The 13729-nt window shown below is 55.3% G+C and carries 12 protein-coding genes and 1 pseudogene; 5 read left to right on the forward strand and 8 right to left on the reverse strand.

Translation table 11 applies throughout. The features are described 5' to 3' along the window. Nucleotides 1–274: 274 nt before the first annotated feature. From ACA108_18475 to fucR, 3 genes and pseudogenes are all read right to left on the reverse strand, one after another. Nucleotides 275–721 carry an NlpC/P60 family protein gene (locus ACA108_18475; protein XEX95302.1) on the reverse strand — a complete coding sequence of 149 codons (447 nt, stop codon included), beginning with the start codon at nt 719–721 and terminating at the stop codon, nt 275–277. 265 nt (nt 722–986) lie between these two features. After that, nucleotides 987–1229, reverse strand: a pseudogene (locus tag ACA108_18480) (ESA_00282 family adhesion-associated protein). Between the two features lie 21 nt (nt 1230–1250). Continuing rightward, nucleotides 1251–1982 carry an L-fucose operon activator gene (gene fucR, locus ACA108_18485; protein ID XEX95303.1) on the reverse strand — a complete coding sequence of 244 codons (732 nt, stop codon included), beginning with the start codon at nt 1980–1982 and terminating at the stop codon, nt 1251–1253. A gap of 186 nt (nt 1983–2168) precedes the next feature. Here fucR and ACA108_18490 point away from each other — a divergent pair, with 186 nt between their 5' ends. Continuing rightward, nucleotides 2169–3065 carry an SDR family oxidoreductase gene (locus tag ACA108_18490; protein ID XEX95304.1) on the forward strand — a complete coding sequence of 299 codons (897 nt, stop codon included), beginning with the start codon at nt 2169–2171 and terminating at the stop codon, nt 3063–3065. 37 nt (nt 3066–3102) lie between these two features. On the opposite strand, the gene exbD is transcribed toward ACA108_18490, so the two are convergent. Next, nucleotides 3103–3528, reverse strand: a complete 426-nt coding sequence (gene exbD, locus ACA108_18495; protein ID XEX95305.1) for a TonB system transport protein ExbD — start codon at nt 3526–3528, stop codon at nt 3103–3105. Nucleotides 3529–3532: 4 nt separating this feature from the next. Further along, nucleotides 3533–4267 (reverse strand): tol-pal system-associated acyl-CoA thioesterase, encoded by a 735-nt coding sequence (exbB, locus tag ACA108_18500; protein ID XEX95306.1) that lies wholly within the window; start codon nt 4265–4267, stop codon nt 3533–3535. A 256-nt stretch (nt 4268–4523) separates the two neighbouring features. Here exbB and metC point away from each other — a divergent pair, with 256 nt between their 5' ends. Together metC and yghB are read left to right on the forward strand one after the other, a co-directional pair. After that, nucleotides 4524–5711, forward strand: a complete 1188-nt coding sequence (gene metC / locus ACA108_18505) for a cystathionine beta-lyase (GenBank protein XEX95307.1) — start codon at nt 4524–4526, stop codon at nt 5709–5711. Nucleotides 5712–5872: 161 nt separating this feature from the next. Further along, nucleotides 5873–6532 carry a DedA family general envelope maintenance protein YghB gene (yghB, locus tag ACA108_18510; GenBank protein XEX95308.1) on the forward strand — a complete coding sequence of 220 codons (660 nt, stop codon included), beginning with the start codon at nt 5873–5875 and terminating at the stop codon, nt 6530–6532. Nucleotides 6533–6610: 78 nt separating this feature from the next. Here yghB and ACA108_18515 read toward each other — a convergent pair whose 3' ends face one another. Next, nucleotides 6611–7501: an AraC family transcriptional regulator N-terminal domain-containing protein gene (locus ACA108_18515; protein ID XEX98159.1), complete on the reverse strand. Its 891-nt coding sequence runs from the start codon at nt 7499–7501 to the stop codon at nt 6611–6613. A 193-nt stretch (nt 7502–7694) separates the two neighbouring features. Between ACA108_18515 and yqhD the strand changes: the two genes are divergently transcribed. Then, nucleotides 7695–8858 (forward strand): alcohol dehydrogenase, encoded by a 1164-nt coding sequence (yqhD, locus tag ACA108_18520; protein XEX95309.1) that lies wholly within the window; start codon nt 7695–7697, stop codon nt 8856–8858. A gap of 105 nt (nt 8859–8963) precedes the next feature. Further along, nucleotides 8964–9791: a 2,5-didehydrogluconate reductase DkgA gene (gene dkgA, locus ACA108_18525; protein ID XEX95310.1), complete on the forward strand. Its 828-nt coding sequence runs from the start codon at nt 8964–8966 to the stop codon at nt 9789–9791. A 94-nt stretch (nt 9792–9885) separates the two neighbouring features. On the opposite strand, the gene ACA108_18530 is transcribed toward dkgA, so the two are convergent. Together ACA108_18530 and ftsP are read right to left on the reverse strand one after the other, a co-directional pair. Further along, nucleotides 9886–12111, reverse strand: a complete 2226-nt coding sequence (locus ACA108_18530) for a YgiQ family radical SAM protein (GenBank protein ID XEX95311.1) — start codon at nt 12109–12111, stop codon at nt 9886–9888. 194 nt (nt 12112–12305) lie between these two features. Continuing rightward, nucleotides 12306–13718, reverse strand: a complete 1413-nt coding sequence (gene ftsP, locus ACA108_18535) for a cell division protein FtsP (GenBank protein ID XEX95312.1) — start codon at nt 13716–13718, stop codon at nt 12306–12308. Nucleotides 13719–13729: the final 11 nt, after the last annotated feature.

Genomic DNA, 13729 nt, shown 5'->3' on the forward strand with positions numbered 1-13729 from the left:
GTGTTTTTTAACGCTAAAGTAATGAGTAAAGGAACTTCTATCATGGGCGTTCCTTTATCATTGTGCGATTTTCGTGCATTCGGTACATAACACAGTCGTCACCTGCTGCTGTTTCCTGTCCTGGCGTCTGGGTCTGTTCTGATATCAGAATTTCCGTTCCCAGCAACATCTCTGTATCAGATAACATAGTTAGAAGCGTTCCAAAGTGCCCTTTCCATCACACAAGGACGGGCAGCAAGCGAATCCGAACGCGGGCTGCCCTGGCTTATACTGGTTAGCTCAGCAGATCCAAACGGCGGGCAGTTTCGTAATGGGTTTCCCAGAACCGGTTGCTCAGGGAAGAGATGGTTACACCTTTCGAGCTTGAGGCGTGCATGAACTCGCTGTTACCAAGGTAAACCCCTACGTGACGCACGCCGGGTTTGGTATGGAAAAAGACCAGATCGCCTGCTTTCAGCTCACCCTTACCCACACGCATGCCGTTTTTTATCTGCTCAAAAGTCGTGCGCGGTAAATATTTATGCAGCGAAGCGCTAAAGATGTGCTGCATCAGCGCCGAACAGTCGACCCCCTTGTGCGATGAGCCGCCCCAGCGATAGCGGGTGCCTTTCCACTGGCTGTACTGCGAGAGCAAAGCGCTTTTTATCTCCGCAGAGCTGGAACCTTTATGAACGCTCTTATCGTGCAGTAATTCGGAATGAGAGAGCGACCGCGTGCCCACAGACGCAAATTCCTTTGGCATATTAAAGGCAAAGGAATTTGTGCTAAACAGGGCAGGTACGGCTAAAAGTAGGACGGGAATAATTTTTTTAATCATGGACATATTCGTTTTCTATAGCAGAGGTGTAACAAATCCTTACTAATTTACCAGCAGTGTGGTGGGTGACTCTTCTTGAGTGTGCAAATAATAACCGATGTGTATTTTTTATACAGTAATTCATCGGTCCAATATTGGACGCGCAACGTTCATGCTTCCAAATAGCCAGTTAGACGTTATCAAGTTCCACTTCCGGTCGCTGGTAGTGCGGCCAGACAACCGCCACAAGGTGCGGGTAGGCTTCCAGGCTTAGTTCGTCGAAACACTGGCGCAGGTTCAGGACTTCTATATCGCACAGCGAAACGCGTTCGCCCTCGGCGCAGCGTTTTTTAATATTATCGTAGTATTTATAGACAGCAGAATTCAGATCGCTACAGCGCTGCTGGGCATTGAACAATTCCGGGCCAGCGTTCCCCGGTAAAGCGCGATGAACCTAATCTTTAGCCGTCCATATTTCCGGCACGGCGGAATCGCTGATAATTTGTGTCACCTGCGACATCTCCCCTACTTTGACATCTCCGGCCCGTGCAAACTTGCTTTTGTCGATCAGCAACAGTGACTGTGCGGCTCGCCGGAGCAAAACAGTTTTGTACTCCGCGTTCCAGCTTCGCGCATCCCACAGCGCTCCGTTGCCATCAACGCCCTTGCAGGAAAACAGAAACAGATCGATGGCGATATTTTTGAGCTGGGCCACCAGGGGTGCATTGATATAGCAGGCGTATTCACGCAGCAGAAGCCCACCGCTGCAAATGACCCTGATGTGTCGACGCTTTGATAACGCCTGGCAAATGCGCTCGCTGTTGGTAAACACGGTAACGGGAATATCAGGCAACAAGCGGGCCATATACCAGCAGGTGGAGCTGGCGTCCATGGCAATCACCATACCTTCGCTCACCCATGATAGGGCCCGCCGGGCAATAACTGCTTTGCTGTTCAGATGGCTTTTTTGCCGCTCGGCAAAGGGATAGCCGGTTTCGGCTGCGCCCTGGCCCAGGCGTTTAGCCCGACCGTGTTGACGCAGGATCTTCCCCTGCTTTTGCAGATCGGTTAAATCGCGACGCACGGTTTCAAGACTGACGTCCAGCAGGCGTGCCAGCTGCTGGGTGGTCAGGCTGCCGTACTGTTCCAGCAACTGTAGCAATTCGTGATGGCGTGCGGTTTTCATTTCTTCTCCGTTATTGGCCCGCGTGCATCTTTACATTAAGGCATAAGGGTGTCTCAAGCGAGACGAAACGCAGCGACAGGGGCATCCAGCGGTAAGCGCGAGCCTTAGGAATAACCTGTAAAGGTTCGACAACCCAGCAGGGATAACTACCCTTTAGGGAGGTTAACTGACAATGGAGAATGATTAATGGCAGATCACCAGTCGAAGATCCAGGACCCGCGCAACCAGTATTTCACCGGAGAATACCCCAGGCAGAAACAGCCCGCACCGGGTGTCCAGTCGAAAATGGATCCCGTTCCTGACTGCGGTGAAAGCAGCTACGTCGGCAGTGGTCGTCTACAAGGGCGTAAGGCGCTGGTTACGGGCGGCGATTCCGGTATTGGTCGCGCAGCGGCAATTGCCTATGCCAGAGAGGGGGCCGACGTGGTTATCAACTATCTGCCCGCCGAACAGGAAGATGCCGAGCAGGTGAAAGTGCTGATTGAGGAATCCGGCCGCAAAGCAGTGCTGATACCCGGCGATCTCAGCGACGAAACGTTTGCCCGTTCGCTGGTCAATCAGGCTATTAAAGAATTAGGCGGGCTTGATATTCTGGCGCTGGTCGCTGGCAAGCAGGTTGCCATCCCTGAGATTGCCGATCTCACCAGCGAACAGTTTCAGAAGACCTATGCGGTCAACGTTTTTGCGCTGTTCTGGATAACTCAGGAAGCCCTGCCGCACCTGAAACCAGGCGCCAGCATCATCACCACCTCTTCCATTCAGGCCTACCAGCCAAGCCCGCACCTGCTGGATTATGCCTCCACTAAAGCCGCAATTCTTAACTACAGCCGTGGCCTTGCCAAACAGGTGGCTGAGAAAGGCATTCGCGTTAACGTGGTTGCTCCAGGCCCTATCTGGACCGCGCTGCAAATCTCCGGCGGCCAGACTCAGGATAAAATCCCGAAATTTGGCCAGCAGACGCCGATGAAGCGCGCAGGACAGCCTGCGGAGCTGGCGCCGGTTTATGTCTATCTGGCAAGTCAGGATTCAAGCTACGTTACGGCGGAAGTACACGGTGTTTGCGGTGGGGAACATCTGGGATAATGCTAACCCCTCTCCCGGGCGGGAGAGGGGATAAAACTTACTGCGTTTTTGTCACTTCCTGACCCACAAGCCCAATTTTCAGATAGCCTGCCTGGTGCAGCGTATCCATGACGTTCATCATGGTTTCGTAATCAACCGTTTTATCCGCGCGGAAGAAGATGGTGGTGTCTTTCTTCCCTTCGGTGACGGCGGTGATAGCGTTAACCATATTTTCTTTCGTCACTTCATCGTTGCCGACAAACATCGTCTTATCGGCTTTCACCGACAGATAAACCGGTTTTTCAGGACGCGGCTGCGGCTGGCTTGAGGAGGCGGGAAGGTTGACCTTCACGTCCACCGTCGCCAGCGGCGCGGCAACCATAAAGATGATCAGCAGCACCAGCATGACGTCGATAAACGGCGTCACGTTGATTTCATGCATTTCACCGTTATCGTCGAGATTTTCGTTAAGACGTAAAGCCATGGGATCAACCTACACGCAGTTTCTGAGCCGTACGAACCGGGCGAGCCTGGGAGCTGGCTGCTAAATCCAGGTCACGGCTTTGCAGCAGCAGTACCTGTGCCGCCACGTCGCCTAAAGACGCTTTATAGCCACCAATGACGCGTGCAAACACGTTATAGATAACCACGGCAGGGATTGCCGCAACCAGACCGATAGCCGTAGCGAGCAGCGCTTCTGCGATACCCGGGGCCACGACGGCGAGGTTAGTGGTCTGCGACTGGGCAATACCGATAAAGCTGTTCATGATGCCCCAGACGGTACCAAACAGGCCCACGAACGGAGAGATAGCACCGATGGTAGCGAGGAAACCATTGCCCCGGCCCATATGGCGGCCCACGGCGGCGACACGGCGCTCGAGGCGGAAGCCGGTACGCTCTTTAATGCCTTCGTTGTCTTCGCTGCCCTCTGAAAGCTCCAGTTCGTTCTGGGCTTCATTGATAAGAAGCGTGCTGAGGCTACGGTTACCGAAGGCGGTGGCCATTTCACTGGCTTCGTCCAGTGAACGCGCATCAGCCAGCTGCATCTGCTCACGCTTGAGACGGCGCTTCTGAGAGAACATCTCCACGCTCTTGCTGAAGAAGATGGCCCAGGTGACGATGGATGCCAGAATCAGGCCAATCATCACAATCTTTACCACGATGTCGGCATGTTGATACATGCCCCAGACGGAAAGGTCCGTCTGCATCAAATTATTCGTCACACTAATCTCCACCGCGAAAACAATACAAAATCTGAACGTAATAATATCAAAACGACATCGAATTGATAGTAGTTCTCATTAGTATTTCCAGAGTGCCTGAATTTGTCTATGCATTCCTTGCGTTTACACAGGAAAAGCAGCCGACCGCCGAATTTTCCGCTTTTTTTGGCAACCTGAGGAAACGGCACGAGGAATGCTTATGAAAGCATGATAAGTTAAGTTTAGACATCCAGATGGTTAAACGGGGTAGTAACAGATGGCAGCGAAGCACATTGAAACGGCGCTGGTAAATGCCGGGCGCGATAAAAAATTCACCCAGGGATCGGTTAACAGCGTCATTCAGCGCGCCTCATCGCTGGTCTTTGAAACCGTCGCCGCCAAACGGCAGGCCACCGCAAACCGCGCGAATGGCGAACTGTTTTATGGACGCCGCGGCACCCTCACCCACTTCTCTTTGCAGGAAGCCATGTGCGAATTAGAGGGCGGCGCGGGCTGCGCGCTCTACCCTTGCGGCGCCGCTGCCGTTTCGAACGCGATTCTGGCGTTTGTGGCACAGGGCGACAACGTGCTGGTGACCGGCAGCGTCTATGAACCTACCCAGGACTTCTGCACTAAAATCCTTTCGAAGCTCGGCGTCACGACAACCTGGTTCGATCCCCTTATCGGCGAAGGCATTGCCGGGCTGGTTCAGCCGAACACTAAAGTCGTGTTTCTTGAATCGCCCGGCTCCATCACGATGGAAGTCCACGACGTGCCGGCTATCGTGAAGGCGGTACGCCGCGTCGCGCCGGACGCTATCATCATGATGGATAACACCTGGGCTGCAGGCATTCTGTTTAAGGCGCTGGATTTTGGCATTGATATCTCTATCCAGGCGGGCACCAAATACCTGATTGGCCATTCAGATGCCATGGTAGGCACCGCCGTTGCCAACGCCCGCTGCTGGGATCGGCTGCGTGAAAACTCCTACCTGATGGGCCAGATGCTGGATGCGGATACCGCGTATATGACCAGCCGCGGCCTGCGCACCCTGGGAGTGCGGCTGCGCCAGCATGAAGAAAGCAGCATTAAAATTGCCGAGTGGCTCTCACAGCACCCGCTTGTCGAACGCGTTAACCACCCTGCGCTGCCGGGCAGCAAGGGCCATGAGTTCTGGAAACGTGACTTTACAGGCAGCAGCGGGCTGTTCTCGTTCGTGCTGAAACAGCGCTTAGATGATGAACGGTTACAAAATTATCTCGACCATTTCCACTATTTTAGTATGGCCTATTCCTGGGGAGGCTATGAATCGCTTATCCTTGCCAATCAGCCGGAGGAGCTTGCGGAAATCCGCCCGGCAGGCGGTGTAGATTTCTCCGGAACGCTGGTGCGCGTGCACATTGGCCTCGAAAATGTCGATGACCTGATAAGCGATCTTGAAGCAGGTTTCCAGCGCATAGCCTGAAGTTGCCAGCATGGACACCTGAGGAGACGGGGATCTTGCCGCCGCTGTGATTAGTTGAGCCCACGATCAAGGTGCTGTGGGCTTTTTCGCGTTACACTATGTCTTAATAAAGGTTCGTCCTGTCCGGGGCGGCTGATTTAAGCGGTTTCACAGGATTTTCAATGGCTGTAATACAAAATATTGCTGAAGCGCTCTGGCATCACGATTTTGCCGCATTAGCGGACCCGCATGTGATTGGTGTTGTCTACTGCGTCATGTTCGCGACGCTGTTTCTTGAAAACGGTTTGCTTCCCGCCTCTTTTTTACCGGGCGACAGCCTGCTGTTACTGGCTGGAGCGCTGGTCGCGAAAGGGGTAATGGACTTTGTCCCGACGATGGTTATCTTAACCACGGCGGCAAGCCTGGGCTGCTGGCTGAGCTACCTGCAAGGCCGCTGGCTTGGCAACACCGAAACGGTGAAGAGCTGGCTGGCGCATCTGCCGGACCAGTATCATCAGCGCGCCACGCATATGTTCGATAAGCACGGCCTGCTGGCTCTGCTCGCCGGTCGCTTCTTAGCTTTTGTGCGCACCCTGCTGCCAACCATGGCGGGTATATCTGGCCTCAGCAACCGCCGTTTCCAGTTCTTCAACTGGCTCAGCGCCCTGCTTTGGGTAGGTGTGGTGACCAGCTTCGGCTACGCGTTAAGCATGATCCCCTTTGTTAAACGCCATGAAGATCAGGTGATGACGTTCCTGGTGATCCTGCCTGTTGGTCTGCTGGTCGCCGGGCTGGTAGGCACGTTATTCGTGGTGTTCAAAAAAAAAGTCAAAATAGCGTAAGTCATTGATGCCTTATTCATGCCACAGCTCAACATGCCGGTTATCATTTCCGTACTGATAACCGGACATTTTTTTGCTTTACAGGGTGCGCATTCTCGCCACATCTTCCCCAGGCGTCACGCCGAAATAACGCTTAAACTCGCGGCTGAACTGCGAGGCGCTCTCATAACCCACCTTTACCGCAGCGGTGCTGGCCTTCAGGCCATCATGTAGGATCAGCATTCTTGCTTTGTGCAGCCGATAGCTTTTCAGGTACTGCAGCGGCGAGGTGCTGGTGACAGATTTAAAATTATGGTGAAACGCAGACACGCTCATGTTGGCTTCCGCCGCCAGCTGATCAACGGAGAGGTTCTCCGTGTACTGCGTTTCGATGCGCCGGAGCACGCGGCTGATCAGGCTAAAGTGCGTCTGGCGACTCACCAGCGCCAGCAGCGCCCCGCCCCGTGGCCCGGTCAGAATGTGGTAGAGAATTTCGCGGATGATCTGCTTGCCCAGGATCCGAGCGTCCAGTGGGCGCTCCATGACATCCAGCAGGCGCTCCACCGCGCAGAGGATCTCCTCGGAAAGCTCGGCGGAGTTTATGCCCGTGGAGCACGCCTGCGGGTGAAATAAATCATCCTCACCGATGTCCATCAGCAGATCCTGAAGCTGCAAAATATCCACGTTGATACGCACTCCCGCCAGCGGCACTTCCGGCGTCGCGAAAGTTTCACACTCGAAAGGTAAGGGAACCGTCAGCAGCAGATATTCGTTGGCGTCGTAGCGAAACACCCGGTCGTTGATATAGCCCGTTTTATGCCCGGAAAAGAGAATTACAATCCCCGGCTCATACATAACCGGCGTTCTGCCGTTAGGATTAGTCCCATACAGCAGACGCACCTGCGGCAGCGTTGGCCTACCAATATTTTCATTTTGTATCAATTGATTAATCTTTTCCGTCAGCTGCTGGCAAATCGCTTTACGGTTCATTTTCATCGGCTCCACAAGGCTTTTTTAGCGCTATCAGTGTGCGTCCATTTTCGATAATTCTCCAGCAATCAGGAGAAATGGGCAAGACAAAGGCAGGAATATGCATTGAGAGATAGCCTCCACAGGCCGACAATGGGCACCATCGAAAAGCGCGATGCTTTCCTTATTTCACCCACATTACGGGAAACACAGAATGAACAATTTTAATTTACACACCCCAACCCGAGTCCTGTTTGGTAAAGGCGCTATCGCTGAACTGCGTGACCAGATCCCGGCCAACGCCCGCGTTCTGATTACCTACGGCGGCGGCAGCGTGAAGAAAAACGGCGTGCTGGACCAGGTTTACGCCGCGCTGGAAGGTCTGGACGTGCTGGAATTTAGCGGCATCGAACCAAATCCGGCATACGAAACGCTGATGAAAGCCGTAGAAATCGTCCGTAAAGAGAACGTGACGTTCCTGCTGGCTGTCGGCGGCGGCTCCGTCCTGGACGGCACGAAATTCATCGCGGCCGCGGCCAACTATCCGGCTGACGTTGATCCTTGGAATATCCTGCTGACCCACGGCAACGACGTACAGAGCGCCATTCCTATGGGTTCCGTGCTGACGCTACCTGCAACAGGTTCAGAATCAAATAAAGGTGCAGTGGTATCCCGTCGCGAAACCGGCGACAAACGCGCGTTTATGTCCGAGCACGTACAGCCGGTCTTCGCCGTACTGGATCCCGTTTACACCTACACCCTGCCGCCACGCCAGGTAGCTAACGGCGTGGTTGATGCGTTCGTACATACCGTTGAGCAGTACATCACTTATCCGGTTAACGCGAAGGTTCAGGATCGCTTCGCAGAAGGTATCCTGCTGACGCTGGTGGAAGACGGCCCGACAGCGCTGAAAGATCCAGAGAATTATGACGTGCGTGCCAACGTAATGTGGGCTGCGACTATGGCCCTGAACGGTCTGATTGGCGCCGGTGTTCCGCAGGACTGGGCAACGCATATGCTGGGCCACGAGCTGACCGCAATGCACGGTCTGGATCACGCTCAGACTCTGGCGGTTGTTCTGCCTTCTCTGCTCAATGAAAAACGTGCCGAGAAACACGACAAGCTGCTGCAGTACGCGGAGCGCGTGTGGAGTATCACCGAGGGCAGCGAAAAAGAGCGTATCGATGCGGCAATCGAAGCGACCCGCAACTTCTTCGAGAAAATGGGCACCCCAACCCGCCTCACAGCTTACGGTCTGGACGGCAGCACCATCCCGGCCCTGCTGAACAAACTGCAGGAAAAAGGCATGACCCAGCTGGGTGAGCATCAGGACATTACCCTCGACGTCAGCCGCCGCATTTACGAAGCCGCCCGCTAAGTAATTTGCCCATTTGGTTTTCGTTTTCGGGTATATGGTCCAGACTTAAATGCAATTGTTTCACCGGGGTTCGCCCCGGTGCTATCGCTCATTAAGGAGGAACGCATGGCAAATCCAACAGTAATCAAGCTCCAGGACGGGAACGTGATGCCTCAGTTGGGCCTCGGCGTATGGCAGGCGACTAACGAACAGGTCGGGCTGGCCATTGAGAAGGCGCTGGAAGTCGGCTATCGCTCAATCGATACCGCCGCGGCGTATAAAAACGAAGACGGCGTGGGCAGCGCGCTAAAAAATGCAGGCCTGCCGCGTGACGAGCTGTTTATCACCACCAAACTCTGGAATGACAACCAGCAGCGCCCCCGTCAGGGGCTGGAAGAGAGCCTCGAAAAGCTACAGCTTGATTTCGTCGATCTTTACCTGATGCACTGGCCGGTACCGAGCCAGGACCATTACGTTGAAGCCTGGAAGGGGATGATTGAGCTGCAAAAGCAGGGGCTGGTGAAGAGCATCGGCGTCTGTAATTTCCAGGTCAACCATTTGCAGAGGCTAATTGATGAAACGGGCGTTACGCCGGTTATCAACCAGATAGAACTACATCCGTTAATGCAGCAGCGTCAGCTGCATGCCTGGAACGCCACGCACAAAATCCAGACCGAATCATGGAGCCCGCTGGCCCAGGGCGGCAAGGGCGTATTCGATCAGAAGATCGTTCGCGATCTGGCGGATAAATACGGCAAAACCCCGGCACAAATTGTTATTCGCTGGCACTTGGACAGCGGCCTGGTGGTTATACCGAAGTCGGTTACGCCATCGCGCATAGCCGAGAACTTTGACGTCTTTGATTTCCGTCTTGATAAGGACGAGCTGGGTGAGATTACGAAGCTGGACAGCGGTAAGCGGCTTGGTCCGGACCCGGACGTGTTTGGCGGTTAAATTGGTTGGTTGTGTTGGATGGCGCTTACGCTTATCCGACCTACGAATGCAGATACAGGGCGGATAGGCGCAAGCGCTATCCGCCCTTTTTATTTTAAGGCTTAGGCGCGCGTCTCTTCGTACCCGCAGCCTTAGCTCCCGCCATTTTTGCTCCCGCAGTCTTCGCGCCAGCGGCGGCTGCCGCAGGACGACGCTGATGCGCAATCGGCGTGTGCTTCGTCAGTGCCGGACGTGCGCCGCGGTTATAGCGACGGGCTTCGCGCATCTCTTCCAGAGTCGGCGACGGCACCAGGCACTCGCGGCGACCGCCGATCAGATGCTTTTTACCCATTGCTTCCAGCGCTTCGCGGATCAGCGGCCAGTTAGCCGGATCGTGATAGCGCAGCAGCGCTTTATGCAGGCGGCGCTGACGATCGCCTTTCGGCACCACGACCTCTTCACTCTTGTAGCTAATCTTCCCGAGCGGGTTCTTGCCTGTGTAATACATGGTGGTCGAGTTCGCGAGCGGCGACGGATAGAAGTTCTGCACCTGATCCAGACGGAAGCGGTTCTTCTTCAGCCACAGCGCCAGATTCACCATATCTTCATCACGCGTGCCCGGGTGCGCGGAGATAAAGTATGGGATCAGGTACTGCTCTTTCCCCGCCTGCTTAGAATAGGTGTCAAACAGCTCTTTAAAGCGCTGATAGCTGCCCATTCCCGGCTTCATCATCTTCGACAGCGGCCCTTCTTCGGTATGCTCCGGGGCGATCTTCAGGTAGCCGCCCACGTGGTGGGTCGCCAGCTCTTTGATGTAACGCGGATCTTCCACTGCAATATCGTAGCGGACACCAGATGCGATCAGGATCTTTTTCACGCCCTTGATCTCACGGGCGCGGCGATACAGGTTGATCGTCGGCTGGTGGTTGGTGTCCATGTGCGGACAGATGTCCGGGTAAACACAGGACAGGCGGCGGCAGGTTTGCTCTGCACGCGGCGACTTACAGCGCAGCATGTACATGTTTGCGGTTGGGCCGCCCAGGTCTGAGACCACGCCGGTGAAGCCCGGTACGGTATCACGCATCGCTTCAATTTCGCTGATGATCGAGTCTTCGGAACGGCTCTGAATAATGCGCCCTTCGTGTTCGGTAATAGAACAGAACGAGCAGCCGCCGAAGCAGCCGCGCATGATGTTGACCGAGAAGCGGATCATCTCATACGCTGGAATACGCGCCTTGCCGTAGGCCGGGTGCGGTACGCGTTTGTACGGCAGGGCAAACACGCTATCCATCTCTTCGGTGGAGAGTGGAATAGCAGGCGGGTTGATCCAGATGTAGCGGTCACCGTGCTTTTGCATCAGCGCACGCGCGCAGCCCGGGTTAGTTTCATGGTGCAGAATGCGGGATGCGTGGGCGTACAGCACTTTGTCGTTTTTCACTTTCTCGAACGACGGCAGCAGAACGTAGGTTTTCTCCCACGGCTTCGGACGCGCGGGCTGCACAACAACGGCTTTAGATTCTTGTTCTGCCGGAGCTACCGTCGGCTTGCCGGTGTCCGCACACGGCAAATCTTCGCCGTACGGATGCGGAATGGGGTCGATGCGCCCAGGCGTATCCAGACGGGTGGAATCCACGCCCGCCCAGCCCGGCATCGCTTCTTTACGCATCATCGCGGTGTTACGCACGTCGCTGATTTCGTCGATCTTCTCACCCATCGCCAGGCGGTGCGCCACTTCCACCAGCGGACGCTCACCGTTGCCGAAAATAAGCATATCGGCTTTCGCATCCACCAGGATTGAACGACGTACGGTATCAGACCAGTAGTCATAATGTGCGGTACGGCGCAGGCTGGCTTCAATGCCACCCAGAATAACCGGCACGTCGCGCCAGGCTTCTTTACAGCGCTGGGTATACACCAGGGAGGCGCGATCCGGGCGTTTGCCCGCCACATTATCCGGCGTGTACGCATCGTCGTGGCGCAGCTTGCGGTCCGCTGTGTAGCGGTTAATCATCGAATCCATGTTGCCCGCGGTCACGCCGAAGAACAGGTTTGGCTTGCCCAGCGTCATGAAATCTTCTTTGCTGTTCCAGTCCGGCTGGGAAATGATGCCAACGCGGAAGCCCTGAGCCTCCAGCATACGGCCGCAGATTGCCATGCCAAAGCTCGGGTGGTCAACGTAGGCATCCCCGGTAACCAGGATAATGTCGCAGCTGTCCCAGCCTAAATCGTCCATTTCTTTGCGTGACATAGGTAAAAACGGGGCCGGACCGAAACAGGCCGCCCAGTACTGCGGCCACGAAAAGAGTTCGCGGTCCGGCTGGATCAAGCTGATAGCGCTCATAATGCTTCCGAAAAAAATGATGTAAAAGTAACCAAAGCCGGCGATTATACGCCGTTTTGCGATGAGATTTGTACGTTTAAACGTCAGTGCAGGTGGTTTTCTTAATCGGGCGGATAATCACCACGCCATCCGCCACTTTCTTCTCTTTTCGGTGGATGCCGCAAAGGGCATCCACCCTGCTGATTCGCCTGCGATTATGGCGCAGGCTGCACCAACAGCTGTCCTATGGAACCTCGGTCCGCCATCTCTAACGTCTGGCTGGAGTACAGGAACGGGAAATGCTCCCAGGATGGCTGTCCGAAGTAGACCAGCAGTTCAACCTGCCCGTCTACCCACACGGTATCTTTCCAGCCGCGGTCTTCGCCAAACGGCGCAGCGCCGTTAACGTTGCGGATCAGGAAGGTCACGCCTTCAATATGGAAGGACTGCGGCATGTCGGAACGCACGGTCCAGCGCTCCCATGTCCCCTGCTGGGTCTTAATATCAATCCGTTTGATATCCCACAGCTGGCCGTTAATACCCGGATCTTCGCCCAGGGTAATATCACGGCTGCGGGCCGGGCTGCCGTTAATAATCTCATCAGGCAACAGGCGCATCGGCAGGCTGTCAGTGACCAGCGGCAGCAGGCCCGTCGGGCGCAGCGTGAGCACCAGGGTCGAAATCAGAATGCTGGACGGCTCGAAGAAGCCGCGAATACGGTCCATGATCCCCGCCGCTTCGCCGCAGGTAATCGACACTTCTTTTCCTTCGGTCATATCGACCAGAATTTCACGACGTTCGCCCGGCGCCAGAGAAAGCTGTTTCACTGACACGGGCGCGGGCAGGAAACCCTGATCGCTGGAAATCACGTGCATCGGACGGCCATCGCTCATCTGCAACAGATAACGACGAGCATTCGACGCGTTCAGCAAACGCAGGCGTACCCAGCCGCGAGAAACCTCAACAAACGGCCCCTGCACGCCGTTAACCAGCAGCGTATCACCCACAAAACCACCGCTGCCCGGCTCAACGTATTCGGGCGTGCCGAAGTTATCCAGTCGCTTGTCCTGAATAATCACCGGGAAGTCATCTACCCCGTAGTGATTGGGGATGGGCAGGGATTTGCTGACCTCATCCTCAATCAGCCACATACCCGCAAGGCCGCTGTAAACCTGCTCGGCAGAACGGTTCGGCGTGCTGGCGCGGTACCAGAGCGCGGCGGCCTGCTGGCGAATCGGCAGCACCGGAGCCCAGTCAACGTTCGGGGACATCATGCGCGGCGCACCGCCCATCAGCGGCCCCGGCACCTGGAGCCCGGCAACCGTCATACCGATATTTTCCTGCAGGCGGTTGCTGTAGATCATCTTCACGTCATCGCCGTTCCATACGCGGATGGTTGGCCCAAGATAGCGCCCGTTCAGCCCCCAGACCTGCGCTTTAGCGCCGCCGGTAAACGACCAGTGCGCCCGCTGTAAAGTCAAAAAAAGAGGCTGCCCGCGGCGGGATTCCAGCAATGGCGGAACAGGTAAAGGTAACTGCTGCCCAGCTGCGTTTGCCCTCAGTGGCACGCTACCTGCACAAAGTGCTATTCCCGATGCCTGAATAAACTGACGCCGACTGAGTGACATAATTGCTCCAT

It is taken from the genome of Dryocola sp. LX212, from assembly GCA_041504365.1.
Classification (GTDB): Bacteria; Pseudomonadota; Gammaproteobacteria; order Enterobacterales; family Enterobacteriaceae; genus Dryocola.